The sequence below is a fragment of the Paenibacillus xylanexedens genome, assembly GCF_007680605.1.
Taxonomy (GTDB): domain Bacteria; phylum Bacillota; class Bacilli; order Paenibacillales; family Paenibacillaceae; genus Paenibacillus; species Paenibacillus xylanexedens_B.
On record NZ_VEIO01000001.1, the window covers coordinates 2,848,736 to 2,873,974 of the forward strand.

Sequence of the window (25,239 nt, forward strand, 5' to 3'; positions counted from 1 at the left end):
ATATCCGCTTTAGTGGCGAAAGAATGTCTAAGTAAGTAGACCATCATTCAAACGAGATGTCGTGCTGTTTTACACGTTAATGCCCAGTTTGTTCAAGCCAATGCGCAAAATGTCATCGTTGTTATCGTATCCACTCTGCTGCTGTTTGGACCATGCTTCTTCGGGAGAGTACCAATCCACGCCTTTAATCTCTTCGATCTGAGGCTGGAGGTCACCGCTCTGTGCTTCAACGAGATAATAGTGCACTTCTTTGTCCACTGGACCAAACTCGGCATGCTGGTACGTATAAGCAATGATATTAATAGGCTCCACAATACGGCCTACCATACCCGTTTCTTCCAAAATCTCACGAAGCGCCGTCTGTTCGATCGTTTCTCCAGCTTCCATTTTGCCCTTTGCAAGTGTCGTTTTACCATAACGGTCTACGATGAGCTGGATTTGAACCTGGCCATCCTCACCTGTTCTGTAGACAACGCCGCCTGCCGAAATTTCTTTTTTGTTCATGATGTTTTCCCCCATCTGACTTCAATTTCTTTTCTTGGCAAAGAAGGACCTCATCTCCCCGGGTATTTTCCCCAAGGAAATGAAATCCTTGTACATAGCGCCTGAATTACATCGCGGCGGGTTTCACATTTTCTTCCAGCACACGAACCAGCGTACCTTGGCTTTCATTCGCACCGGCTTCGGTCAACTTCACGCGGCACACCTTACCTACCATATCCGGCGTTCCATCGAACACCAGTTGAATGTAGTTGTCACTGTATCCGTGCAACTTGCCACTGCCTTCGCGGCCTTTTGCTTCACCTTCAGGAATAACCTCGAGCACTTGTCCAACGAATTTCTCAGCATACTCCAGTTGCATCTGCTCAGACAGCTCAATCAATTCATGCACCCGTGCATTTTTGATTTCCTCATCCACTTGATCCTCCATGCGTGCTGCCGGAGTCCCTGTACGTTTGGAATACGGGAATACGTGCATTTCCGAGAAACCGATTTTACGCATCAACTCGTAACCGTTACGATACATCTCATCTGTTTCGCCCGGGAAACCAACGATAACATCGGTCGTGATCGCAACATCCGGCATGGCCTCACGTATACGCAACATTTTGTTATAGAACTCTTCCGTTGTATACTTGCGGCGCATACGTTTCAGAACGGTGTCATCTCCTGCCTGCAACGGAATATGGAAATGACGAACCAGTTTATCCGAACGCTTGATCACATCCAGCATCCGGTCATCGATCTGACTTGCTTCAATCGAACTGATCCGGATACGTTCCAGACCTTCCACTTTGTCCAAATCCCACAGTAGGTCGGTCAGATCATAGTTTTCCATGTCATCTCCGTACCCGCCTGTATGAATACCTGTCAGGACAATCTCCTTGTAACCCGCTTGTACGAGCTGATGTGCCTGCTGAACAATGCTGTTTGCCTCACGGCTACGTGAAAGACCACGGGACCACGGAATGATGCAGAAGGTACAGAAGTTGTTGCAACCATCCTGAATTTTGAGGAACGCACGCGTACGGTCCGCGAAATCCGGTACATCCATTTCTTCAAAAACACGTGTTTTCATAATGTTACGCACCGCGTTAACCGGCTGACGGGATTCCTGAATTTCATTGACGTATGGCAAAATTTTATCCCGATCCTGGGTTCCGATGACCAGGTCCACACCAGGGATATCCAGTATCTCGGCAGGAGATGTCTGTGCATAACATCCGGTTACCGCTACTATCGCATCCGGATTGCGACGGATGGCACGGCGGATAATTTGACGACTCTTTTTATCACCCGTATTCGTTACGGTACACGTATTAATCAAATAGACATCGGCAGTCTGTTCGTCGAAGTCTACCTGTTCGTAGCCCTCGTTTTTGAACAATTGCCAGATCGCTTCTGTATCATAAAAGTTAACTTTGCAGCCCAAGGTGTAAAACGCCACGGATGGCATAATTACATTCCCCCCATTTCTCCAGATTCATATAAAACACAAGTTAGTGCAACCATACCAGCCGTCTCGGCTCGCAAAATGCGCTTGCCCAGTCCAACAGATATCGCACCTGCCTCATCGGCTTGAGCTGTTTCCTTCTCGGAAAATCCGCCCTCAGGTCCAACAACAATCAACACATTCGCCCCTGCATCAGGACCAAGCTGTTCCACAAACGGCTTCAGAACATCTCTAATCTGTTTGCCGTCTTCTTTTTCATAACAATAACATACCAGATCGTAGTCCCCAAAAGAAGATAACAGCCCTTTCCAGGAAAGCGGCTGCTCAACGGTTGGAATGCGATTACGATGGCTCTGTTCAGCAGCTTCCTTGGCGATTTTCCGCCAACGCTCCAGACGTTTGCCTTCCTTCTTGGCATCATATTGCACAATCGTACGTTCGGATAGAAAAGGCACAAAGGATACGGCGCCGATCTCCGTACATCTCTGAATGACCGTCTCCATCTTGTCCCCTTTGGGCAAGCTTTGTGCTACCGTTACATTCAACCTTGCTTCGCGATCCATAACCAGCGGTTCCAGAATAGTCGCTTTTACTTCCCCTGTTTCAATACTATCGATGGCGACCAATGCTTCTCTGGAGCTTCCGTCACTGACAATCAGCTTGTCACCGGGTTTGCCGCGCATGACTTTGCCGATATGACGGGCATCGTCGCCTGTTATCACCACTGCATGTTCACTGAACTGCTCTGCAGATACAAAATATCGCTGCATATGTTGTCCACCCATTCTTTCCTGTTATGACTGGAATTCTTCCTGCTGGAAGCAGGCAAGAATCCAATCGCCACAGATGATCATACAACTTTTATGTGCTTATGACCAGCATTACGGTTCGATTACTGACCATTTGTGAACTTATATTTAAAGATATAATTCAATAACGAGACCAACCAAATCCCGGTACATGTCGTTGGCAAACAGATATAGCGGTTGAATTGTGACTGCCTGTAATGGCGGAATAATTAAGATCAATAGGAAAACAATGATGGACCATTGTTCCACACCTTGCAGCTTGCGGCTGATTGAAGGCGGCAACACATCTTCAAGAATACGGTAACCGTCCAGCGGTGGTAGCGGGATGAGATTAAACATAAACAGGAAAAAGTTCGTGACACTGAACATCGGCAAAAATGTCATCACAGCCGTGACTACCCGCTCATTTTCAATGTTCCCCAGCACGCCTGATCCAAACAATATTCCATAGATCACTGCCCCGATAATAGCCAGCAGCAGATTGCTCAATGGGCCCACTACAGAAACAATCGTTCCCATGAGCCTCGGTTTGTCAAAGTTCGCACGGTTTACAGGTACGGGACGTGCCCATCCAAAACCTGCAATGACAAGCAAAAGCACCCCAAGCAGGTCAAAGTGCGCCACCGGATTCAAGGTGACCCTTCCAAGCAACTTGGCTGTTGGATCACCGAATTTGTTCGCAAAATACGCATGCGAAAATTCATGAACCGTAAATGAAATCAGAATGGTCACCAGGAAGAACGGCAATTGATCCAGCGGAAGACGGAAGATCCGATCCAAGAAATCCATAAACTACCTCTTTCTGGCTTCAAAGGCTAGCCAGTCCTCTTCACGCTCGATCGCACGAACTTCAAATCCCGATGCCACCAGTGCATCATGTACAACTTGCTCTTTGTTCTTCCATATACCCGAAACGATATAAATTCCGCCCGACTCCAGCGCGTTGTACACATCATCAACGAATAACAAAATAACTTCAGCCAAGATGTTAGCTACAATAATTTGGACTGGCAACTTGACACCCAGAGCAGGGTCCTGACTTCCAAGCACAGACAACAGGTCACTTTCTTTGACCGTAATCTGCTGCTGCATCTTGTTCAGCTCCACGTTTTCCATCGCACTTGTTACTGCAACCGGATCAAGATCAAGTGCGAGTACATGCTTTGCACCCAGATGTATCGCGCCGATAGACAGAATACCGGAACCCGTACCCACATCTATCACTTCCTCGCCACCCTGGATCACATTTTCCAGTGTACGCAAACAGAGTGTTGTCGTTGGATGCGTACCTGTACCAAAAGCCATTCCGGGGTCCAGCTCAATTATTTTCTCATCTGTGCTCTCCGGCGTATATTCCTCCCATGTTGGCTTGATCGTCAAACGATCGGATATGCGCACAGGTTTGAAGTATTGTTTCCAAGCCGTTGCCCAGTCATTTTCATCAACCGTACGTGTTTCGTAACGAATCTCCCCGGCATCAATACCAAACTCGGACAATTCTTCAATTCTCGGGTTTACTTCTGCCTGCAAGGCAACCATGTCTGTACCTTCGGAGAAATATCCTTTGATGACCGCAAAACCTTCGGGAATATCATTCAAAGGAACGTCATATAACTCGCCATACGTCGTATCCCGTTTTTTATTTAAAGTGCCGGACTCTTCAATTGACACCCCTCCGGCGCCCGCTTCATGCAAAAAATTCGAAATCATCTCCACAGCTTCTTCTGTGGTATGTATTGTTAGTTCATGCCATAACATACGTGGTTTTGCCTCCTCATTATTCAAACATCCCAACTATTGTACTACACATGCAAGCCGGAGCACAAAGCATACTCACAAAAGAAAACAAAACAGGATATCCGCGGTCAAATCGCTCGAATATCCTGTCCCATTTTTTGGTGCTTGTCGTTCCTTCTCATGAGCACAACTAATAAAAACGTCCACCGTTCTGTGTGATCATCTCTGCAGCTTGCGGTAAAGAATCGTGAGAAACGGATACCGTCAGCAAAATGCCCTGACTTATATTTCGCGCTACATCTTCTGGTTCTGGTGTATGGTCATGCACCTGTCCTCCCGATAACATCTCGGTCTCATCACTGATTAGAGCGAGTACATTCAGCTCGCCGCTGAAGCCGCCAACAACCGCTGTTGGTGAATGCTCTTCTCCCTTAATATGATTTGACTCAGCTTTCCCTGCATGCTCACGCAGACTCTCGATGCGTAGCTGGTTCGGATGTAACAACTCCAGAGCTCTGCGTGCAGATTCAGCTTCAGACCAACTCGTAAATACAGCCTCTAGTGTGACCGCCGAGCGATCTTCAGTCATGAATTTCTCTTCCCTGGCGACGATCCGCCGCCTCACCGCGGCGCAAAGCTTCGATATCCTCGTGATCGGCCGCTTCCGCGCTGAACTCCACATCCTCATTTTTCGCAGACTGCAGACGTTTCATCTTTTCCGTTTTTGTTAAAATTTCACCTGGTCGTTGTCGATTAGCCATGTTGTTCTTCCTCCCTTAGTATTTTTTCTGTCCTCTCCGTTGCTGTGTAAATGATCTTATTGCTCAAATCAGATCATTCCACCGGCTTGTTCAATAATCGACATCGCTCGGTGATGCACCTCTTCATCCACAACGACAGTTAATAGGATGTCCCTGCCTGTAGGGCCTCCTTGTCCGCCATCACTCATTCCGCTTGCAGCAGGGTCTGCCGCAGCCATAATGCCTGAGCTGGCACTCATTTGCATCGCATCAGGTATCCATGATGAGTAACTGCCGGAGATACCTGGTTTATAAGAGGCTCCGCTTGGTCCAACACCCGCATAACGGCTAAAACGATTAACAGACAAGTCTTCCACTCGCAGCGCCTCCAATTTTTTGACCGCTCCCTGTGCCTGCTCAGGGCTATGAAAATAGGCCAAAATATTTTTTTCCGTCATTCGCTTCACCTGCTTCCTGTAATTCTGTCAATCTGTATCTATTTCACAGATCGTTCCCGCCATGCTATCTTTCCGCAAGGAAGCCCAGAATATACCGAATTTCTAACATGTGGAGACACTTGGGAACACTGCGAAGCAAACTAATTCACAAAAAAAAGACACCATCGATCATCAAAGATCATCGATGGTGTTCTCATAACTACTTCATATATGAATCAGTCGCCGCGAAAGGCGCGTTTTACTCGATCAAAGAACGATTGCTCATGCTCATGGGTTTGTTCGCCATCCAGTGCAGCAATTTGACGAAGCAGATCTTTCTGTTCGTCATTCAGCTTACTTGGTGTAACCACGACAACCTTCACATGCTGATCCCCTTGTCCCATACCGCGCAGGCGTGGCACGCCTTTGCCTTTGAGACGGAAATACGTTCCGGTTTGTGTACCCGCCGGAATTTTCAGCTTCACTTTCTCGGTCAGTGTCGGGATTTCAATCTCGTCTCCGAGCGCGGCTTGAGCAAACGTCAACGGAATTTCACAGTAGATGTCATCGCCTTCGCGCTCGAAGAAGTCATGGGACTTCACACGAATAACAATGTACAGGTCACCTGCAGGACCACCGCGCAGACCGCCTTCACCCTCACCTGTCATACGCAACTGTGCACCGTCATCCACACCAGCTGGAATGCGAACATTGATTTTGCGCTGTTTGCGAACTTTACCGCTACCGCTACACGTTGTACATTTTTCTTTGATAATCTGTCCGGTACCGCTACAGTTCGAACAAGCGCGGCGATTTACCATACGACCAAATGGTGTATTCTGAACGACTTCCTGTTGTCCACTACCCTTGCAGACCGTACATGTTTCCGGCTTCGTTCCTGGTTTGGCACCTGAACCGTGACAAGTATCGCAGCCTTCCGTACGCGGAATCGTAATATCCGTTTCCTTGCCAAATACAGCTTCCTTGAACTCAATCGTCATGGTGTATTGCAAATCGTTCCCCCGCTGCGGAGCGTTCGGGTCACGGCGCCCGCCACCACCGCCAAAGAACATATCAAAGATGTCGCCGAAGCCGCCGCCACCAAAGTCTCCACCGCCAAATCCACCTTGATTCGGATCGATGTGACCATATTGGTCGTACTGAGCACGCTTCTGGCTGTCACTTACGACATCATAAGCTTCTTTTACTTCTTTAAACTTGGCCTCCGCATCTGCCGCCTTGTTCACGTCAGGGTGATACTGACGGGCCAGCTTACGGTAAGCTTTTTTGATTTCCTCGTCGCTTGCATTTTTGCTTACGCCGAGCACCTCATAGTAATCACGTTTTTCAGCCACTCTTCCACCCCCATAACATTCACCTTATCGCACATCGTGACAAAAGGAAAGTCAAAGCACGGGAGCCCCGGCTATGACTTTCCCTTTAATCCGAACGTCACCGATGTTTTAACTCGCAGACTATGGCGAATTAATTATTTTTTATCTTCGTCCACAACTTCGTAATCAGCGTCTACGACGTTGTCACGTTTAGCAGAACCTTGTTGCTCTTCGGCACCTTGAGTCGCTTGTGCATCAGCTTGAGCTTGCTCATACAATTTAACAGACAACTGTTGAACAATCTCGGTCAGTTCTTCTGTAGCGGCTTTGATGTCTTCCAGGTTGTCGGAAGCCAGTACGCCTTGCAATTTTTCTTTGGCAGCATTTGCTTTTTCTACTTCGCCTGCATCTGCTTTTTCACCAAGATCTTTAATTGTTTTGTCTACAGAGTAGATCAATTGGTCCGCACTATTTTTCGCTTCCACAAGCTCTTTACGTTTTCTATCTTCCTCGGCATGAAGTTCAGCATCTTTCATCATTTGCTCAACTTCCGCATCGCTCAGACCGCTGGAAGAAGTAATTGTAATTTTTTGCGTTTTGTTTGTACCTTTGTCTGTTGCAGACACGTTAACGATACCGTTGGCATCGATATCGAAGCTAACTTCGATTTGCGGCACACCGCGTGGTGCTGGCGGGATATCTCCCAGCATGAAGCGACCAAGCGTTTTGTTGCCAGCTGCCATCTCGCGCTCACCTTGCAGGACGTGAATCTCAACGCTAGGTTGATTATCTGCATAAGTGGAGAATACTTGAGATTTGCTTGTAGGGATCGTCGTGTTACGCTCGATCATTTTCGTAAATACGCCACCAGCAGTTTCGATACCCAGGGACAGCGGAGTTACGTCCAGCAATACGACGTCTTTCACGTCACCTGTCAGTACGCCCGCTTGTACAGCTGCACCCAAGGCAACAACTTCGTCCGGGTTAACGCCTTTGTGCGGCTCTTTACCTGTCAGTTTTTTGATCGCTTCCTGTACGGCAGGAATACGAGTGGAACCACCAACCAATACGATTTTGTCGATATCGTTAGGTGTCATGCCCGCATCGCTCAACGCACGGCGAGTTGGTTCAAGCGTACGCTCAACCAGACCAGCAGAAAGCTCTTCGAATTTCGCACGGCTCAGGTTTAATTCCAAGTGCTGAGGAACGCCGTCAGCAACCGTGATGAACGGCAGGGAAATCGTTGTAGTCAATACGCCGGAAAGCTCTTTTTTTGCTTTTTCCGCTGCATCTTTCAAACGTTGTACCGCTGCTTTATCTTTGCTCAGATCAATACCCTGATCTTTTTTGAATTCATTTACGAGATAGTCGATGATGACTTGGTCAAAGTCGTCACCGCCCAGTTGGTTGTCGCCACTAGTCGCTTTAACTTCGAAGAAACCATCGCCCAGTTCCAGGATGGATACGTCAAACGTACCGCCACCCAAGTCATACACGAGAATCGTTTGATCTTCGGACTTTTCCATACCGTAAGCCAAAGCTGCCGCTGTTGGCTCGTTGACGATACGAAGTACTTCCAGACCTGCGATTTTGCCTGCGTCTTTCGTCGCTTGACGTTGACTGTCATTGAAATAAGCTGGAACGGTGATAACCGCTTGAGTTACCGTTTGCCCCAGATATGCCTCTGCATCAGCTTTCAGTTTTTGCAGGATGATTGCAGAGATTTCTTGTGGGGAATAATCTTTGCTGTCGATCGTTTCTTTGTGGGATGTACCCATGTGACGCTTAATGGAAATGATCGTACGATCCGGGTTCGTGATCGCTTGACGTTTCGCTGTTTCACCAACGACACGCTCGCCATCTTTTTTGAAACCTACAACAGAAGGAGTAGTACGCGCACCCTCCGGGTTTGGAATAACTACAGCCTCGCCGCCTTCCATAACGGCTACGCATGAGTTGGTTGTTCCTAAGTCAATACCGATTACTTTGCTCATCCGAAAATTTCCTCCTCGACAATTTAAAATGAATAGGCACTTGCCAGCCTTATTGTGTTAGTCAGTGAACTGCTCTATGTGTATAAAACCTGTATATTAAACTTCGCCATTTAGTACACTTAGATTAAGAACTAACCTTAACCATAGCCGGACGAAGCACTTTATCTTTCAGCATGTAGCCTTTTTGAACCTCTTCCACAACGATGCCTTCTTCATGCTCATCGCTCTCCACTTGCATAATCGCTTGGTGGAATTCAGGATTAAACGGTTGTCCAACGGTTTCCATTGGAGTCAGTCCTTCATTTGTCAGCACGCCTTCCAATTGACGCAAGATCATTTGAAATCCTTTGGCAAAAGATTCAGTTTCCGTACCTTCCGGTACAGTAGCCATAGCGCGCTCGAAATTATCCATAACCGGAACCAGTTCGGTGATCAGCTTCATCGAAGCGTATTTGGCAAGCTCTTCTTTTTCCTTCTGCGTGCGACGACGGAAGTTATCAAAATCAGCTTGCGCACGTACAAAACGTTGCTGTGTTTCCTCAGCCTCTGCTTTCAAACGTGACAACTCATTTTGCTCCTGATCTGTTATCTCCTCAGCCTGTGCTTCTGCAGCTGCAGCCTCATTGACCGGTTCCTGCTCAGCGGCTGTTACTTCTTGTTCTTCTGTGAATGATTGCTCCTCTTTCAAGATGTTCACCTCCTTATAAGAATGAATCGTAATTCCCGTTCCCGTTGCTTATTTGAAGCGAGTCGTCAGCATCGTTGTAAGATCACGGGATAATGTATTTAGAATATGGATGACACGTGCATAATCCATGCGGGTTGGTCCCAGAATTCCAATGGAACCAAGTGCCTCGCCGTCCAACGAATACGACGCTGTAATCAAGCTACAGTTCGCAAAGGCCTCATGATCATTCTCTGTGCCTATTCGCACCTGAATTCCAGACCCGCCGGGCACTGGCATCATCAATTTCATTAATGTTGGTGTCTCATCTAACAAGTCTAGAATGTCCTTAACCTTTTCTACATCTCTGAACTCAGGTTGTGTCAACATATTAGTCGCACCGCTGAGGAATAGACGATTGTCATGCTCATTGTCAAACGCGCTATTAAGTACCTGCATAACTTCCTCATAACGCGTAATGTGACGCTCCATCTCTTGGCCCAGCTCGGTATAAAGACGTGACTTCAGCTTGTAGATCGGTACGCCTACCAATTTGGTGTTTAACAGACGAACCACATTCTCCATCTCAGCAACCGAAATCTCGGGCGGGATCTGAACTGTCTTGTTTTCCACCTGACCGGTGTTCGTCACAATAATAGCTACAGCTTCATTCTCATTCAGCGGAAGCAACTGGAAGTGACGCAGTGAGGTGTGGAAGACCTCAGGTCCAAGTAGAATCGAAGTATAATTGGTCATATGAGACAAAATGTTGGAGGCATGCTGAATAACCTGTTCCATAACATTAAGCTTCTCTGCAAAAAACGACTTTAAATCATCCAGTTCCTGCGGCTCCACCTGATTCCAGGGAACCAAATGGTCGACATAATATCGATAACCCTTATGAGAAGGAATGCGTCCAGCTGAAGTATGCGGCTGTTCGAGAAAACCCATCTCTTCGAGGTCGGCCATTTCATTACGAATCGTCGCCGGACTGTATCCAACATCTCCTCTTTTGGAAATGCTTCGGGACCCTACGGGCTCAGCTGAACGGATATAGTCATCCACTATAGCGTTCAGAATCATTCGTTGACGCTCTGTTAACATGGTGAGTATTCCCTCCTTCTGACTGTACTGCCCCATGTCGTTAGCACTCCAGTTAGATGAGTGCTAATCGGTAATACAAAAATACCAAACTGACATGATCATTGTCAAGTCAGTTTGCGGAATGGAACCATCTATTTATAGTATAGGCGAATAACCTTCACTTATAACGTATACTATGCACCTTAATGCTGGATTTCTCGATCCGAGGGATAATGTCTCAGACTGAATCGTGCCCCACCTAACGGTGAATCACTATACACCAAATCTGCATGGAGACGCGTTGCCAGTTGCTTGCTAATGGTTAACCCTAATCCTGTCACACCATTATTTCCTGTATAAAAACGACGGAAAATATGTTGCCCATCATGCTCATTCAAGCCTGGTCCATCATCATCGACATGAAAAATCCAGTCCGCGTGATCATCGGCAGAGAGTTCCAATGTTAATATCACTTGCGTTTCGGTATGGCGCACAGCATTTTGCAGCAAGTTTAGCAGAATCTGAAACAATTGCTCCCCTGCTGTTTCCACGATGAACGAATTTGCTTCCGCTGTCAAATGTATTCCTCGTTGAAGCGCAGTTGGCATGAGCAGATACACTGCTTCTTCGGCCATGTTTTTCAGATCAATGACTGTCACAGGCCATTCCTCATCCACCGTTTCCAGTCTGGAGAGCTGAATCAGCTTTCCAACCATATCAATGAGACGTTGCGACTGGGTAGCAATAATTTCAAGCCCCTGATCCGTGGATACGACCTGATCCTGAATGGCATACACGTAGCCCTGAATGGACATCAATGGTGTCTTAAGTTCATGTGATACATTTTGCAAGAACTCCAGCTGATGCCGATGATGGTCATCTATTCTGTTACTCATTAATTGAAAGGTCTGAATCAATTCGCCGATTTCTGTATGGTCAGCCTGTAGGAATTGCTCTTTGTCTGGCATGTTTGGTTCATATTTGTTAACAGCCTCTTTCAACCGATTGAGTGGCTGTACCGTTCGCCATATGGCGAATAATCCTATCAACAGAATGACAACAAAACTTGCGGCAATCGACAGAAGGGTAGTCCGAAACAGCGGAATGTACATCGCCCTGAGTGACGATAGCGGAGAATACAAGATCACTCGAAACTGTTTATGTGACAGCTCTGCCTCACTGTAGAGTACCTTTTTTCCATTTAAAATCATATAACCTTCGTGTGTACCCGGAAAACCCTCCAATTTCATCCCTACACGACCTGCGCTGCTCGACGCGACTATTTTATCATCTCCATCGATGACAAAATAGTCCGCATAAAAGAGAATATCTTTAATAAAAAAACGAAAACTGTCATTGTCCAGATCCTCCAGATCATCTACACGAATGATCTTAACAGCCTTCTTCGTTTGTCCATTTAATTGTTGCTTAACCTGATTGAGCAAAATATCATCAAAGAGGTGTATAAAAAACAGTACCGTAAACGCCACTGTAACCAGCATACTTGCAAACAAAGCGAGCAGCATTTTGCTGCGTATCGTCTTCATCGTGTATGTACAGCTGCTTTATAGCCGAACCCCCACACGGTATCAATGGTCAATGTAGCTTGAACCTGCGCAAGTTTTTTACGAATCCGTTTCACGAGATCATCCACTACACGCACTTCGCCGTAAAAATCATAATTCCAAACCTGCTGAATCAACTGTTCCCGGCTGAAGGGACGGTCCAGGTGTTGGGAAAGAAATAACAAAAGCTCATATTCCCTTCCGGTTAGACCCAATTCTTCTCCACTAACATTGACACGTCGGAATTCTTCTGAAATCTGCACGTTACCTATGCTAAAATACGACCCGTCCTTCGGCTGATGCCGCTCCGTTTCTTTTAGTTCAATCCCTTGTGATAAGCGACTGCTGTGTATCAAACGAAGCATGCCTTTCACTCTCGCAACCAGTTCACGAGGATTGAAAGGTTTGCTCAGAAAATCGTTACATCCCAGTTCCAGCCCATTTAAACGATCGATTTCCTCTCCTCGAGCCGAGACCATAATAATGGGAATTTCAGTGAAGGTTCTCAGTTCCGTTAAGAGTGTAAGCCCGTCAACCCCTGGCATCATAATGTCGAGAATCAAACAGTCTGGCTTTTTCAAGCGCACTTCCCCGACCAGCTCTCTGCCGTGCGCAAAAGAGGTCACTTCATATTGTTCCTTTTTCAAATAACCTGCAATGAGTTGCAGTATATACGGATCATCATCCACTACAAAAATATGCGGCATCGGCGTTCACCTCGGCATGAATATAACACTTCTGATATGTTTTTTATTGAATAGGTCACTACTAATGTAACAGAGTCTGTACCCGAATTTCAAAACTCTCGTGAACAGCTAAAGTATCGTTACAAACGTATCGTTAAAAACACCCGGCTTAACATGGAAAAGACGGAGTTCCCCATAAGAGAGCTCCGCCTGTATTGCGCCGTTTATCAAATGTCACTGATGCGTTAAATCATTGGACTGGATCTGATACAGTGAGGGCATCAGAGCACAATTTCTTATTTATGGGATGAGCTTGATTTTGCTGCTTCGTTTTTATTTGTAGCATTTGTTTTGGCTGGTGCTTTGGTTGCAGACGCTGTTGTTTTATGCGTTGTAGCCGTTGCTGTTTTGTGTGCTGTTGCCACTGGTGTTTTGTGCGTATTCACGGTCGCTGTTTTATGTGTTGCTGTTTTTGGAGTTGTAGCAGTTGTTTTTTTCACTCCAGTTTTTGGCGTAGTTGTTTTGTTTACAGTCGTTTTAGCTACTGGCGTTTTGGTTCCTGTTGCTTTTTTAACTGTTGCTTTGTGTGCTGCGATTTTGTGAGCAGCTTTTTTCGCTTTGTGTGCCGTTTGTTTTGCTTGATGTGCAGTAGCCTTTGCTGTTGCAGAAGCTTTATGTGAAGCCTGTTTAGCTTTATGAGCCGCAGCTTTGGCTTTATGTGTCGTTGCTTTTGCTTTATGTGTTACTGTTTTTGCTTTATGAGCAACCTTTCTGCCGTTGTGATGTATTGCGGCTGTTTTATGAGAAGCTCTTTTTGCTTTGTGAGTTACTTTTGATTTGTGCACAGCCTTTTTCGCTTTATGCTTCGCCACTTTTGCTTTATGAGTAGCCTTCTTGGCTTTATGTGTTACTGCGCTCGCTTTGTGAGTTGTTGTTTCCTTCTTGGTTGTAGATGTTGTTTTGGTAGGGGCCGTTTTAGCTCCTGTCGTTTTTGTCGGCGCAACAGTGGATTTGGCTGCTGGAGTGGTTGTTGATTTTGTTGTAGATTGGCTCGTTGAGTTAGCCGATGCTCCAGCTTTTTGTGTTTCAGACGGTTTTACGGAATTTACAACAGGCGTTGCGGCAAAAGCACTACCTGCTCCACCAATTACACTCATCGCTGTTACCAAAGCTGCTACATGTTTTGTCCATTTTTTCATGATCGGTCACCTCATTCTTAAGATTGAGCTATCTGCATACTCCCTGCTTCGTACGTTGAAAACCTTGTTTTTAGCCATGTTCTTCAACTGTTCCACTGTGAAGTTTTTTTGCAGATCGCTTATGTAAGTTCATCTTAACAAGAGGATGTGTGAGAATAATGGAATAAGTGTGTGAAAAGTATATGAAAAAACGAGCATAAAAAAAGACCACAAGCCCTTTGAAACCTTAGGTTTCTTGGGTTGTGATCTTTATCTTTATCTTTTTATCTTTTTATTCTTATAAGCGTATACTACGCTGACACATTCAGTTCTTTGAGAACCGCAATCTCGTCACAGCAATCCTGCTTGCTGCAATGAACGCAGTCCGTCCATACTTTCTCAGGGAAGATTTCTTTTTCCACAACAGCAAAGCCATTTTTCAGAAAAAAGGAAACTTCATACGTGAGTGCCATCACCTTTGGAATCTGTTGTCTCTCCGCCTCTTCTACAAGCCGGTCAAGTAGACGGGAACCGATGCCCAGCCCTTTATACCCTTCTGAAATGCCCAGCGATCTTACTTCCACCAGATCATTGCCCAGTCGACATAATGAGCCGCAGCCTACGACCACTCCATCCACCTCAGCCACAATAAAATGCTCCAGCTGCCGATGCAGTACTTCCCGTGAACGCGGAAGCATGATCCCACGCTCTGCATATCCCTTAATCATTTCAAACAGTGGTTCAACATCTTCCGGTACAGCTTTCCTGCATATAACCGACATCCAGCTCTCCTCCTATAACGACGCTTTCCGAGGAAAGCTAGCTTCGTAGTTGTGAAATTGACACGCCCTGTAAAACAATATGAATAAATATACAACAGAGCGTATAGAATTTCAAGCTACGAATTTAGCGATATCGAGCCGATAAACTCGGCAAAAACGTCATTGCCGAACAGAATGCCTTGTTCACTCAGTTTAAAGCCGTCTGCTGTCCGCTCAAGCAATCCTGCATGCAACATTTTGCCCAGCGGTTTTGCAAATACATCCTCCATGGATTCCCCAAACTGGTTGTGGAATCTCGAAGATGAAGCTCCCTCCAGCATACGGAGTCCTACCATTAGATAATCCTCCATCGCTTCCGCGCGGCCAATCTCGAAATGATCCAAACGTGGCAGTCCTGCACGCGAGGCTTCCACATAAGGATTAATCCCCTTTATGTTCATATGGCGTTCACGGCCTACGTACCCGTGTGCACCCGCACCAAGTCCGTAATAATCCTCATTACGCCAATAGGTGATATTATGACGGCTCTCGAAGCCTGGTTTGGCAAAGTTACTGATCTCATACTGTTCATAACCCGCTTCTTTCATGCGCTTCATTAATAGAAGATACATCTGCAACTCATCATCTTCATGCGGGAGAGGCAGTTGATTTTTTTGATACAGGGTATGGAAAAGTGTATTTTCTTCTACCTTCAGGCTATAGATCGAATAGTGTTTCAGATCCAGTTCCAGCGCTTTGTCGATACTTTCATTCAACATCTCCACCGTCTGGTTTGGCAATCCAAACATCAGGTCAATCGACAGGTTATCCAGTCCCGCCTTGCGTGCATTTTCCAGGCTCCGGTATACATCATCCGTATTATGAATCCGGCCAATGCCCGTCAGCAGATCATTCTGAAAAGCCTGTACGCCAAAGCTGACACGGTTCACACCGCCCTCTTTCATCGCGGCCAGCTTCTCGGCATCCGTCGTTCCCGGGTTGGCTTCCATCGAAAATTCAATATCGTCTGCCCAATTCGGAAAATAGGTTTTGACCGAACGCAGGAAATAAGCCATCTCGTCCGGTTTCAACGCGGTTGGCGTTCCGCCGCCGACAAAGATCGTTTTAATTTCCCCTGGCGGATTCGCCTTGACGGTATGCTCCATCTCCCGTTCCAGCGCCTCCAAGTATTGCATTACGGGCTGATCCTTCAGAACATAAGAATTAAAGTCACAGTAAAAACATTTATTTGTACAAAATGGAATGTGAAGGTACACCGCTTGGGGCGCACCTGTTTTCTGGTTGTGTGCTGCAAGCGTCACGGTAAGTCCCCCTTGATTTGAAAAAAGGAAAGCCAGTTGGCTTCCCTTTCAGCTAAAATGGTGATTTATTATAGTTTGAATACGAGTAATTCAATTTTGATACACACAGTCTGTGCTGTACCCAAAATTAAATTATTAATCATCAATTTTCAGTACCGCCATAAATGCCTCTTGTGGCACCTCTACGTTACCGACCTGCTTCATCCGCTTCTTACCTTCCTTCTGCTTCTCAAGCAGTTTCCGTTTCCGCGAGATGTCACCGCCGTAACACTTGGCAAGTACGTTTTTACGCATCGCTTTAACCGTTTCACGAGCAACAACCTTGGTTCCCACGGATGCTTGAATTGGTACTTCAAACATTTGCCGCGGAATCAGTTCGCGCAGTTTTTCACAGATGATACGGCCGCGATTGTATGCACGATCTCTGTGAACGATGAAGGACAAGGCATCGACTTGTTCGCCGTTAAGCAGGATGTCCATTTTCACCAGATTGGACTGGCGGTAACCGGACAGCTCATAGTCAAACGAAGCATAACCTTTGGTGCTTGATTTCAATTGGTCGAAGAAGTCATATACGATCTCGGACAACGGGATCTCATATGTAATCGTAACCCGTGTGGTGTCCATATATTCCATATTGATAAATTCGCCACGTTTATTTTGGCACAGCTCCATAATTGTTCCCACGTAATCATTCGGCACGATGATTGAAGCCTTAACATACGGCTCTTCAACGTAATCAATCCGGCCTACCTCTGGATAGTTGGATGGGTTATCAATTTGAATCTGCTCGCCGTTAGTTAGCGTTACGTGGTAAATTACGCTTGGAGCCGTTGTGATCAGCGGAATGTTAAACTCACGCTCAATCCGCTCCTGAATAACGTCCATATGCAACAGTCCCAGGAATCCGCAACGGAATCCAAAGCCTAGTGCGCTGGATGTCTCAGGCTCAAAGCTGAGCGATGCATCGTTCAGCTGCAGCTTTTCCAATGCTTCACGTAGGTCAACATAGTCCGATGTCTCAATCGGATACAGACCGCAGTATACCATTGGATTGATTTTACGGTAACCCGGAAGTGGTTCAGGTGTTGGATTTTTCGCATCAGTAACCGTATCCCCGACTTGTGTGTCGCCGACATGACGGATACCCGCAACGATGAAGCCTACATCCCCGACGTTCAGCTCGTCCACAATGGTCATGCGCGGCTTGAAGGCTCCCACTTCGATCACTTCAAACGATTTGTTTGTTGCCATCATTTTGATTTTGGAACCCGACTTGATTTTACCGTCAATAACACGCACATACACGATAACCCCTTTGTAAGGGTCATAGTGCGAGTCAAAAATCAGCGCTTTAAGCGGCTGATCCGGATCACCCACAGGTGCGGGCACACTCTGTACCACTTGCTCCAAAATTTCTTTGATCCCGATGCCAGCTTTGGCCGAAGCCAATACAGCGTTGCTGGTATCCAGTCCGATAACATCTTCAACTTCCTGCTTTACCCGTTCCGGGTCAGCACTTGGCAAGTCGATTTTGTTGATAACCGGCAAAATCTCCAGATTATTATCCAGCGCAAGATATACGTTAGCCAGTGTTTGCGCTTCGATCCCTTGAGCCGCGTCAACGACAAGAAGCGCCCCTTCACATGCAGCAAGACTACGTGAAACCTCATACGTAAAGTCTACGTGTCCCGGCGTATCAATGAGATTCAGTAGGTACTCTTCACCGTCGTCCGCTTTGTAATTCAGGGCAACTGCTTGCAGTTTAATGGTGATTCCGCGTTCGCGTTCCAGATCCATCTGATCCAGTACTTGTTCCTGCATTTCACGTGATGTCAGCGCACCTGTGTACTCCAAGATCCGGTCCGCAAGTGTTGATTTACCGTGATCTATATGTGCAATAATTGAAAAGTTACGAATTTTACGTTGTCTTTCCCGAATGTCAGTCATTCCTTACCCCCAGAAACAGCCTAGTGTCAATCACTTCATTATAACAGTTGCTTCAAGGTGCATCAATCCCATGATGATTTAACTTTTATAATAAAGTTACTTGAAGCTTGCTTCGAAGGGTTAGTTTACCTTTAATCCGTCTGCTTCTATTCATCTACTCCGCCAAAAAGAGAGACAACCCACTTGATGCCGCTGTTTGACAAGTTTTGTAGCAACCCTGCCGTTTTTTCCGCCAGCACATCTACAGAGGCCTTGTGCTGGTCCGCCCCAAGCACCTGGCTCGGGGTCTGGACAGGAACGAACGGCTTTTTAACCTCAGTCTGCACAGGCTCGGTGGATACCGTTTTATTTTCCTCAGGTGCGGTTTCTGTAGTCGCCACTACGGGGACACTTTCCTCAGGGTTGTTATTCTGAAAACCACTGCCTGCCAACTGCATACCCAGCAAGACACCAAGTAACATAAGCACACTGACAGACAGCATTTTTTTGCCAAATCTGGACATCTCGCAAATCTCCCTTCTTCTATAGATAGCTGATTTATCCGCCCTTGGATGCCGGTTTTGCACTTGCTTTATCTACGTTCTGTTCGTTCCAATATACTTCCGCGATCATATCCGCCAGAATTTTGGATGTTCGTTTCAGCTCGGCTGCCGTATTGTCAATTCCACCGATTTCGATGAGAATGCTGTTCGGGGAAAGCGTCTGATTGTATTCTCCATTGTTGCCTCCTCCGCCATTCTTCCCCCACACCCCACGGGATACCCCCGGGTACTTCGCTTCCAGCTTTTTGTGGATTTTTGCAGCAAAGGCTTCATTTTTACGCCAATTTGGATTTTCATGCCCGATAATGAAATATACCTTGGCGTAACTCTGATCACCGATGGTTGTTGTCGTTTTTTTATGTCGCTGGGAATCGCGGTGAATATCAATTAAATATGTCAGGTCGTCATTCTGAGCAAGCGCCGCTTTGACAGTCTGTCTGGAATATTTATAGGAAAAGTTCCAATTGTAATCTTTGATTTTCGTTTGGTAATCTTCCTTCGCATGCTCTACACCCACACCCAGCTTCTCCAAGCTATCCGATAGATAGGTTCCCACTTGAAAAACATTACCTGTCGGTTTACCGGAAGATGGATTATCGCTATCCGTGCCTAGCAGTGGATTATATCCTTCACGCGGATGCGAGTGATAGATCAGGACGGATTTTTTAGCAATAGCCGGATTTCCCTTGTCTTGCCCATTCCCTTTTGCTGGTGGATCTTCATCGACTGTACTCTTTCCCGGGTCATCTTCACCGGAAACGTCTGGATCATCCTGACCCGGAGGAACATGCAGTTCACTTCCTGGCTTACCTTCACCTGATGAAGCTGTTTCTGTCAGGCCTGGACCCGGCTGATAATCTTCAGGTGCTTCTGCCTTGGTATTGCCTGAGCCGGGCCGGAGCAGAACTGGCTGATTTGCGCCCATACCTGGCATTTCGCGTGCGATTAAACTTTTGGGATCTTGAGGATTCACATTGGTGAGCAATTGAAACACAAAAGAAGTCAGATTTTCACCGGAAATCGCAGTGTTCTGTTCCTTCTGCGTAAGATGAGGTACCTCCATACCCAACATGTCCACAAAAAAGCGACTTGAGACGGAACCTGCAAATCCTTTCATCGAAGAAACAGGGGAACTATTCAACCTTTTCTCCGCCATGCCTCCAAGCCCGAGTGCAACAAAAAAGAGGGCAGATATGATCATAAGCAGCAACAGTGTACGGCCCATGGCCAGCACGTGCAGACATCTTTTTTTCCACTTGCCAATGTTCCATGCCAATATCTTGTTCATTCTTATGTCTCCTTCCCTTGCAGAACAACTCTTATACTTCAACTCTATGAGAGTATTCAATTTGATAGAACAGGAAGTAGAAAGATGAAGACAACAAAAAAAGAAAGTCCGATAGATTCGGACCTTCTTCTCCGTTCCGTATTAGGGGTTACGCTCTAGTGTGTATAAGCCGCAACGTTATCAGGGTTTACTGCTTCGTGAAGAGCCGCATTAAGTCCGGTTGCAATGACATTGGCTATGCCTTCAATGAACTCATCAATTTCTTTCGGGGTGACGATCAGGTCATGTCCGAGCGGTTCAAGCACTTCTTTTACCAGACTCAAACGATCCTCTTCACCGATGTCATCGAGCATACCCATGATTTGTTTTGTCTGATCGGTTTCCTGACGAAAGTGAGAACGCATCATTTCGATGACGTTGTTCACGATGGTCGAAGCATAACATACCGTTGGCACACCGATGGCAATGCAGGGAACACCCAGAATTTCCTTCGTTAATCCACGACGTTTGTTACCAATACCAGATCCAGGATGAATCCCGATATCAGCCACCTGAATGGTTGTATTCACTCGTTCAAGAGAGCGGGAAGCGAGCGCATCAATGGCGATAATGGCATCAGGACGGGTACGCTCAACAATGCCCTGCACAATGTCACTTGACTCAATTCCTGTTGTACCAAGCACACCCGGAGCGATAGCACTGACCTCACGATATCCAGGCGCCACCTGATCCGGTACCAGTTCAAAATACTGCCGGGTAACCATCAAATTCTCTACAACCAACGGACCAAGAGAATCTGGAGTTACATTCAGGTTACCGAGACCTACGATCAGCACCTTGGAATCTTTGCCGATACCCGCCTTGGTCATAAACGCTTCCATTTCTCGTGTAAATTCAGCGGCTACCCGTTCCTGCAGTTCAGTATCTCCATTGCGAAGGGAAGGCACCTCAAGTGTGACATAATGGCCTTTTACACGCCCTATCGCTTTCGCTGCTTCATCATTCAACACATCAATCCGTGTAATCGTAATACCATCTTTTTTATCTACATCCTCACGTAATCCGGGAATCGTCTGTCTTTGGCTGCCTTGTGCCATTTCTTTGGAGTCGATAGCCAAATCGGTGCGTACGGTATAATTTTGCAAATCCAGTGTCATCTGTGTCCCTGCCTCCCTTATTGCATTTGAGCATATTGTGTGGGAAAAAGGCGGGCTTTATGCAACATACCAAACAACGATGCAAAATCTGTTGCAATTTACATGCTAGCGTGATAGAATATTTTAAGTTGTGAAACGTTTGTATTCATGCGAATGCCTTACAGGAGGTGAATGTAATGCCAAACATCAAATCCGCTGTTAAACGCGTAAAAACGAGCGACAAGCGCCGCGCACTCAACGCTTCTCAGAAGTCTGCACTCCGCACAGCTGTTAAAGCTGCTGATGCTGCTCTGGTAAGCAACGAAGTTGAAACTGCTAAAGCTGCGATTCAAGCTGCTTCCAAAAAGCTGGACAAGGCTGTAACTAAAGGTCTGGTTCACAAAAATGCAGCTGCACGCAAAAAGTCTCGCTTGGCGAAAAAACTGAACGCTCTTTCCGCACAAGCGTAAGAAGCGTTACTTATACGAACCAATGGAAAAATCCTGAACAGCATGGGCTTTCAGGATTTTTTAGCATCTGTTCCGCCAAGTAAAAGAACATACCATAAAAAAAACAACCTGAACAGCTCTGATCGTATGTTGAAATATCAACATATGGAGAACTCTCAGGTTGTTTTTTTGTTTTAGCTTAGTGCTATGCTCCGAGCCTTAACAAAAATAACTCCAAGCCAAGAACTTTATCCACAGCTCCTGTTTTCATCTGATAATCCAGCTCACTCAAGTGACTCAGAATCTTCCTCAACCGGTCAGCATCAAATTTCCGAGCCTGTTCCCCGGCAATTTTGATCGCGTACGGATGCAAGCCAAGTTGACTGGCGATCTGCTGCTGCGAGTAACTTTGTTGCCCGAGTTCCTTGACCTGAATCATAATACGGAACTGCCGCGCAATCAATGCTGCAATTTTGATCGGTTCTTCACGTTGCTTCAAAAGTTCATAAAAGAGTGCAAGTGCTTTTTCCAACCTCAGGTTAGCCAATTCCTCCACAAGTGCAAATACGTTCTGCTCCGTGCTGCGAGCCACCAGTGACTCAATATCTGCACGGCGAATCGTTCCTCCGTTTCCTGCAAACAAACAAAGCTTATCCACTTCGGCAGATAAACCTTGCAGTCCCGTTCCAGCATAACTGATTAGCGTATCTGCTGCCCCAGCTTCAAAGGTTACCTCTCTCTGTTTCGCGAGTTTAACAATCCATTGGATCAATTCTTCTCCACTTAGCGGTGCAAAGGAGAGAACAACCACCTGTTTCTTGGCTGCTTTTACCAGTTTTTTTCGCTCATCCAGCTTATCCCCTTGCGCCAAAAAAACGATCGTGCTGTAATCAGCGGGATTATCCATATATGTAATCAAGCGATCCACCTGATGCTCTATTTTGGATTCCTTTCCCGCGGTAAACAAACTTGCGTCCCTTACAATAATCAATTTGCGCGGAACGAGAAAGGGAACCGTCTCTGCTTCTTCCACAACAACCTCAATCGGTGTTTCGGAGAGATCATAGGGAATAACCGCAAAATCCTGATGCTCCTCTTCAATAACATGCGTTTTTAACATCTCTGTGAACTGCTGTATCTGGTACTTCTCCGTTCCATACAGCACATAGATTGGCGCAGTTTCTCCGCTGCGTATTGCCTTTGTTGCGCTTTTTACATCCATCCACCGTGCCTCCTTATCCCTTTTATCCTACCAGAAAATACACAAGACAACAAAGGGACCTTCATCCATGTATGGATAAAGGCCCACTGTTCTGCATCTATATAAACGCAGGCACAGCCATTCTAGAAATAGCGGGCGTGCGGTCATACGACGTCAGTTGTTGGATCAGAGATAGGACGTTCTTTAGTTATATCCACTATATGCTTGTTCATTGGAAAAGGTTCACTCTAATTGCCCTGCAGGAACCTTATACTCAGAACTATTTCGCAGATGATACATTAGATGATGTACCAACTTTGAAAGTATCCTTTGTTGTCGCTCCGTCTTTGTCTATTTCATAATTAAATTGCAGGCTGTCTTTGGACCAGCTTCCCGACTTTAACGTACCCTCTACATTTCGTTGCTCAATCAGATTCAGAGCATCCGGATCATTCGCAGATTTCGCATAAATACTTATCTGGTCGCCGAGCAGCATAACAATATAAGAACCGTCAGGTGATTTCCATTCTTTCGCTCCCGTCGGTGCAGCGGTTCCCTGTTCAGGAGCCATCAGTCCCTGCTGACTTCCTGTAGCACCCGAATCCGTTCCAGTTCCTGCATTGTCAGCTTCACTTCCCTGAGCTGGAGTATCCTGGTTCGGAATGATCGTTTGAGCGGAAAATGTCTCATCGAGCTGATCGTTTGAATCGGCCGCACTTCTTTCATCATTGTCATTAGGAGGGGAGGCGGCACCGTCTTCACTTGTGTCCGGCTTTTTCTGCTCCGTTCCTTGATTTGGCCCCATGCTCTTCTGATTATTACTAGTGTCAGAAGAAGGAGTTGACTTCATCTCTTGCTTGCCTTTGTCCTGAGAAGACGGCTCCTCTGTAGCAGGTTTGGCTGGCTCTTGATCACCTGAACCATCTGGAGTTTTCAACTCTGTTCCGTTGCTCTCTTCAGGTTGATCCGCATTCGGTTGCATAGAACCTTCCGTCACCGGATCATTTGACGAGTCAGGTGCAATCGTACTGCCTTCTGTTTGGTTCGTTGTATCTGCTTGATCGTTATTCACTTCCATGCTCCGTGCAGACTGCTGGGCACTGTTGCTATCTTGCGATGCGCCAGAGCTCATCAGCATCGAATCTGCATTCTCGATCTGTTCTGGCTGATAACCCCAGATGGCAAATCCCAATACAACAGCCGCGGCCGCAGCACCCACAGACATCCGTCCCACCATCGAATTAAACCATTTCGTTTTCGATTTCTGCTCACTTGAATTTGAGCGCTTTAGACTTTCAAATGCCGCAGGGACAGGACTCATTTCTTGCACGGCACTGCTTTGTTCTTTACGTGCTTCGTCAATCGCATCCAATTGAGGCATAATCGCATCAACCAGACTGAACTTCGGGCTTACTTGCGGCAAATCTTCCAGTTCCCTGGACAGAGCTCTGAGCATACTAAAATTTTCGGCGCACTCCGGACACTTGGCCACATGCTGTAGCATCTGCGTCGTTTCCGCCTCGCCCAGATCATGATCCAGATACCGGTGCATCCATTCCACCACCTCTTCGCATTTCATCCTGTCACACCACCTTTCTGATACTCCTGTAGTAGATTTTGTAACTGCTGTCTGGCTCTAAATAAGTAAGACTTTACCGTATTTAGCGGAAGATCGAGACAATCCGCAATTTCGTTATAGGATAAATCTTGCAAATATCTTAGAACAATGACGGTCCGATGATGTTCTGGCAGCTTGTTAATCGCATCTTGAATGTCCTTGGCTACATAAGTGGACATCACTTCAAATTCTACATCCTGCTTATCCTGAAAAACCATTTCATGCTCATCGATGGACACGGATGGCTTGGTTCTTCTGAACTTGTCAATGCAGATATTTGTTACGATACGTTGCACCCAGGTTTTGAACTGGGCTTTTTCTTCATAAGAATTAATCTTGGTGTAAATGCGGATCAACGCTTCCTGCGCAGCATCCAACGCGTCCTGTTCATTATTTAGAATGTAATATGCGGTCCGATAGACGTGCTGTTCAATCTCCCGCAATAGGGTAATTAGAGCGTCGCGATCGCCCGATTGAGCGGCTCTGATGAGTTCCGGCTCTACCACAAAGGATCCCCCTCTCCCTGCAACCTTACTGACGTAATCATCGATAAAATTGTTGCAAAGTTAAGTATATTTTAATTTTTCATCACAAAATAACGGCATATGTATAAGGGCCGCCGAATCTTATCTTAGAATAACAGAAAATGCAAACGTAGTCATCAAACGTCTCACATCACGGATTCCAGTACTTACACGACTCAAAACAAATGCAATGACATACATTATGGTTAAGTACTTTTATAGAACCAAAAAATAAAAAAAGTCGAAATTTGTCCAAAACTTAAGCTT

25 protein-coding genes are annotated in these 25,239 nt (G+C 46.2%); 1 reads left to right on the top strand and 24 read right to left on the bottom strand.

Annotated elements, in window-relative coordinates; all coding sequences use genetic code 11:
• Positions 1-69 precede the first annotated feature (69 nt).
• The 21 genes from FS818_RS12690 to gpr form a co-directional block, all read right to left on the bottom strand.
• The gene (locus tag FS818_RS12690) at positions 70-507 is read right to left on the bottom strand and encodes an NUDIX hydrolase (RefSeq protein ID WP_186331738.1); all 438 of its coding nucleotides are present in this window, start codon (positions 505-507) and stop codon (positions 70-72) included.
• A gap of 103 nt (positions 508-610) precedes the next feature.
• A complete protein-coding gene (gene mtaB, locus FS818_RS12695) occupies positions 611-1,957 on the bottom strand; it encodes a tRNA (N(6)-L-threonylcarbamoyladenosine(37)-C(2))-methylthiotransferase MtaB (RefSeq protein ID WP_123062584.1) in 1,347 nt (448 codons plus the stop codon).
• A 2-nt stretch (positions 1,958-1,959) separates the two neighbouring features.
• Positions 1,960-2,724: an RsmE family RNA methyltransferase gene (locus tag FS818_RS12700; protein ID WP_145332152.1), complete on the bottom strand. Its 765-nt coding sequence runs from the start codon at positions 2,722-2,724 to the stop codon at positions 1,960-1,962.
• A gap of 147 nt (positions 2,725-2,871) precedes the next feature.
• Positions 2,872-3,552 carry a site-2 protease family protein gene (locus FS818_RS12705; RefSeq protein ID WP_145332153.1) on the bottom strand — a complete coding sequence of 227 codons (681 nt, stop codon included), beginning with the start codon at positions 3,550-3,552 and terminating at the stop codon, positions 2,872-2,874.
• Between the two features lie 3 nt (positions 3,553-3,555).
• Positions 3,556-4,521 carry a 50S ribosomal protein L11 methyltransferase gene (gene prmA / locus FS818_RS12710; RefSeq protein ID WP_145332155.1) on the bottom strand — a complete coding sequence of 322 codons (966 nt, stop codon included), beginning with the start codon at positions 4,519-4,521 and terminating at the stop codon, positions 3,556-3,558.
• Positions 4,522-4,690: 169 nt separating this feature from the next.
• Positions 4,691-5,089, bottom strand: coding sequence for a hypothetical protein (locus FS818_RS12715; RefSeq protein ID WP_145332157.1), 399 nt, complete (start codon positions 5,087-5,089; stop codon positions 4,691-4,693).
• Positions 5,082-5,261, bottom strand: a complete 180-nt coding sequence (locus tag FS818_RS12720) for a YfhD family protein (protein ID WP_145332159.1) — start codon at positions 5,259-5,261, stop codon at positions 5,082-5,084. The genes FS818_RS12715 and FS818_RS12720 overlap by 8 nt, the downstream gene beginning before the upstream one ends.
• Before the next feature lie 68 nt (positions 5,262-5,329).
• Positions 5,330-5,698 (bottom strand): hypothetical protein, encoded by a 369-nt coding sequence (locus FS818_RS12725; RefSeq protein ID WP_145332161.1) that lies wholly within the window; start codon positions 5,696-5,698, stop codon positions 5,330-5,332.
• A gap of 215 nt (positions 5,699-5,913) precedes the next feature.
• Positions 5,914-7,032: a molecular chaperone DnaJ gene (dnaJ, locus tag FS818_RS12730; RefSeq protein WP_123062590.1), complete on the bottom strand. Its 1,119-nt coding sequence runs from the start codon at positions 7,030-7,032 to the stop codon at positions 5,914-5,916.
• 134 nt (positions 7,033-7,166) lie between these two features.
• On the bottom strand, positions 7,167-9,005 hold the full coding sequence (gene dnaK / locus FS818_RS12735; protein ID WP_090914791.1) for a molecular chaperone DnaK: 1,839 nt from the start codon (positions 9,003-9,005) through the stop codon (positions 7,167-7,169).
• Positions 9,006-9,129: 124 nt separating this feature from the next.
• Entirely contained in the window at positions 9,130-9,693 is a 564-nt protein-coding gene (gene grpE, locus FS818_RS12740; protein ID WP_145332163.1) for a nucleotide exchange factor GrpE, read from the bottom strand.
• 48 nt (positions 9,694-9,741) lie between these two features.
• Complete coding sequence (gene hrcA, locus FS818_RS12745) at positions 9,742-10,773, bottom strand: heat-inducible transcriptional repressor HrcA (protein ID WP_145332165.1); 1,032 nt, start codon at positions 10,771-10,773, stop codon at positions 9,742-9,744.
• A gap of 182 nt (positions 10,774-10,955) precedes the next feature.
• Complete coding sequence (locus FS818_RS12750; protein ID WP_145332167.1) at positions 10,956-12,299, bottom strand: sensor histidine kinase; 1,344 nt, start codon at positions 12,297-12,299, stop codon at positions 10,956-10,958.
• Positions 12,296-13,024 carry a response regulator transcription factor gene (locus FS818_RS12755; RefSeq protein WP_145332169.1) on the bottom strand — a complete coding sequence of 243 codons (729 nt, stop codon included), beginning with the start codon at positions 13,022-13,024 and terminating at the stop codon, positions 12,296-12,298. The genes FS818_RS12750 and FS818_RS12755 overlap by 4 nt, the downstream gene beginning before the upstream one ends.
• A 275-nt stretch (positions 13,025-13,299) precedes the next feature.
• Positions 13,300-14,202, bottom strand: coding sequence for a hypothetical protein (locus FS818_RS12760; protein WP_145332171.1), 903 nt, complete (start codon positions 14,200-14,202; stop codon positions 13,300-13,302).
• 290 nt (positions 14,203-14,492) lie between these two features.
• On the bottom strand, positions 14,493-14,963 hold the full coding sequence (locus FS818_RS12765) for an N-acetyltransferase (protein WP_090914803.1): 471 nt from the start codon (positions 14,961-14,963) through the stop codon (positions 14,493-14,495).
• A gap of 116 nt (positions 14,964-15,079) precedes the next feature.
• Positions 15,080-16,264, bottom strand: coding sequence for a radical SAM family heme chaperone HemW (gene hemW / locus FS818_RS12770; protein ID WP_145332173.1), 1,185 nt, complete (start codon positions 16,262-16,264; stop codon positions 15,080-15,082).
• Positions 16,265-16,399: 135 nt separating this feature from the next.
• A complete protein-coding gene (lepA, locus tag FS818_RS12775) occupies positions 16,400-18,214 on the bottom strand; it encodes a translation elongation factor 4 (protein ID WP_145332175.1) in 1,815 nt (604 codons plus the stop codon).
• Positions 18,215-18,360: 146 nt separating this feature from the next.
• Positions 18,361-18,717: a DUF3679 domain-containing protein gene (locus FS818_RS12780; RefSeq protein ID WP_145332177.1), complete on the bottom strand. Its 357-nt coding sequence runs from the start codon at positions 18,715-18,717 to the stop codon at positions 18,361-18,363.
• A gap of 34 nt (positions 18,718-18,751) precedes the next feature.
• A complete protein-coding gene (locus FS818_RS12785; protein ID WP_145332179.1) occupies positions 18,752-20,044 on the bottom strand; it encodes a stage II sporulation protein P in 1,293 nt (430 codons plus the stop codon).
• A gap of 155 nt (positions 20,045-20,199) precedes the next feature.
• Positions 20,200-21,201, bottom strand: coding sequence for a GPR endopeptidase (gene gpr / locus FS818_RS12790; RefSeq protein WP_123062599.1), 1,002 nt, complete (start codon positions 21,199-21,201; stop codon positions 20,200-20,202).
• 176 nt (positions 21,202-21,377) lie between these two features.
• Between gpr and rpsT the strand changes: the two genes are divergently transcribed.
• Entirely contained in the window at positions 21,378-21,650 is a 273-nt protein-coding gene (rpsT, locus tag FS818_RS12795) for a 30S ribosomal protein S20 (RefSeq protein WP_090914815.1), read from the top strand.
• A gap of 184 nt (positions 21,651-21,834) precedes the next feature.
• Here rpsT and holA read toward each other — a convergent pair whose 3' ends face one another.
• The 3 genes from holA to FS818_RS12810 form a co-directional block, all read right to left on the bottom strand.
• Positions 21,835-22,851 (bottom strand): DNA polymerase III subunit delta, encoded by a 1,017-nt coding sequence (holA, locus tag FS818_RS12800; protein ID WP_145332181.1) that lies wholly within the window; start codon positions 22,849-22,851, stop codon positions 21,835-21,837.
• A gap of 259 nt (positions 22,852-23,110) precedes the next feature.
• Positions 23,111-24,409, bottom strand: coding sequence for an anti-sigma factor (locus tag FS818_RS12805; RefSeq protein WP_145332183.1), 1,299 nt, complete (start codon positions 24,407-24,409; stop codon positions 23,111-23,113).
• Positions 24,406-24,954 (bottom strand): RNA polymerase sigma factor, encoded by a 549-nt coding sequence (locus FS818_RS12810; protein WP_090914823.1) that lies wholly within the window; start codon positions 24,952-24,954, stop codon positions 24,406-24,408. Before FS818_RS12810 ends, FS818_RS12805 begins: the two co-directional genes overlap by 4 nt.
• Positions 24,955-25,239 lie beyond the last annotated feature (285 nt).

What these genes read in the sequence shown, in the direction of transcription:
- FS818_RS12715 (WP_145332157.1), bottom strand. Translation starts at nt 5,089, where the DNA reads ATGACTGAAGATCGCTCGGCGGTCACACTAGAGGCTGTATTTACGAGT.
- FS818_RS12805 (WP_145332183.1), bottom strand. Translation starts at nt 24,409, where the DNA reads ATGAAATGCGAAGAGGTGGTGGAATGGATGCACCGGTATCTGGATCAT.
- gpr (WP_123062599.1), bottom strand. Translation starts at nt 21,201, where the DNA reads ATGACACTGGATTTGCAAAATTATACCGTACGCACCGATTTGGCTATC.
- FS818_RS12765 (WP_090914803.1), bottom strand. Translation starts at nt 14,963, where the DNA reads ATGTCGGTTATATGCAGGAAAGCTGTACCGGAAGATGTTGAACCACTG.
- hrcA (WP_145332165.1), bottom strand. Translation starts at nt 10,773, where the DNA reads ATGTTAACAGAGCGTCAACGAATGATTCTGAACGCTATAGTGGATGAC.
- mtaB (WP_123062584.1), bottom strand. Translation starts at nt 1,957, where the DNA reads ATGCCATCCGTGGCGTTTTACACCTTGGGCTGCAAAGTTAACTTTTAT.
- FS818_RS12750 (WP_145332167.1), bottom strand. Translation starts at nt 12,299, where the DNA reads ATGAAGACGATACGCAGCAAAATGCTGCTCGCTTTGTTTGCAAGTATG.
- holA (WP_145332181.1), bottom strand. Translation starts at nt 22,851, where the DNA reads ATGGATGTAAAAAGCGCAACAAAGGCAATACGCAGCGGAGAAACTGCG.
- FS818_RS12785 (WP_145332179.1), bottom strand. Translation starts at nt 20,044, where the DNA reads ATGAACAAGATATTGGCATGGAACATTGGCAAGTGGAAAAAAAGATGT.
- FS818_RS12705 (WP_145332153.1), bottom strand. Translation starts at nt 3,552, where the DNA reads ATGGATTTCTTGGATCGGATCTTCCGTCTTCCGCTGGATCAATTGCCG.
- FS818_RS12725 (WP_145332161.1), bottom strand. Translation starts at nt 5,698, where the DNA reads ATGACGGAAAAAAATATTTTGGCCTATTTTCATAGCCCTGAGCAGGCA.
- lepA (WP_145332175.1), bottom strand. Translation starts at nt 18,214, where the DNA reads ATGACTGACATTCGGGAAAGACAACGTAAAATTCGTAACTTTTCAATT.
- FS818_RS12780 (WP_145332177.1), bottom strand. Translation starts at nt 18,717, where the DNA reads ATGTCCAGATTTGGCAAAAAAATGCTGTCTGTCAGTGTGCTTATGTTA.
- FS818_RS12700 (WP_145332152.1), bottom strand. Translation starts at nt 2,724, where the DNA reads ATGCAGCGATATTTTGTATCTGCAGAGCAGTTCAGTGAACATGCAGTG.
- dnaK (WP_090914791.1), bottom strand. Translation starts at nt 9,005, where the DNA reads ATGAGCAAAGTAATCGGTATTGACTTAGGAACAACCAACTCATGCGTA.
- rpsT (WP_090914815.1), top strand. Translation starts at nt 21,378, where the DNA reads ATGCCAAACATCAAATCCGCTGTTAAACGCGTAAAAACGAGCGACAAG.
- FS818_RS12760 (WP_145332171.1), bottom strand. Translation starts at nt 14,202, where the DNA reads ATGAAAAAATGGACAAAACATGTAGCAGCTTTGGTAACAGCGATGAGT.
- FS818_RS12755 (WP_145332169.1), bottom strand. Translation starts at nt 13,024, where the DNA reads ATGCCGCATATTTTTGTAGTGGATGATGATCCGTATATACTGCAACTC.
- prmA (WP_145332155.1), bottom strand. Translation starts at nt 4,521, where the DNA reads ATGTTATGGCATGAACTAACAATACATACCACAGAAGAAGCTGTGGAG.
- FS818_RS12720 (WP_145332159.1), bottom strand. Translation starts at nt 5,261, where the DNA reads ATGGCTAATCGACAACGACCAGGTGAAATTTTAACAAAAACGGAAAAG.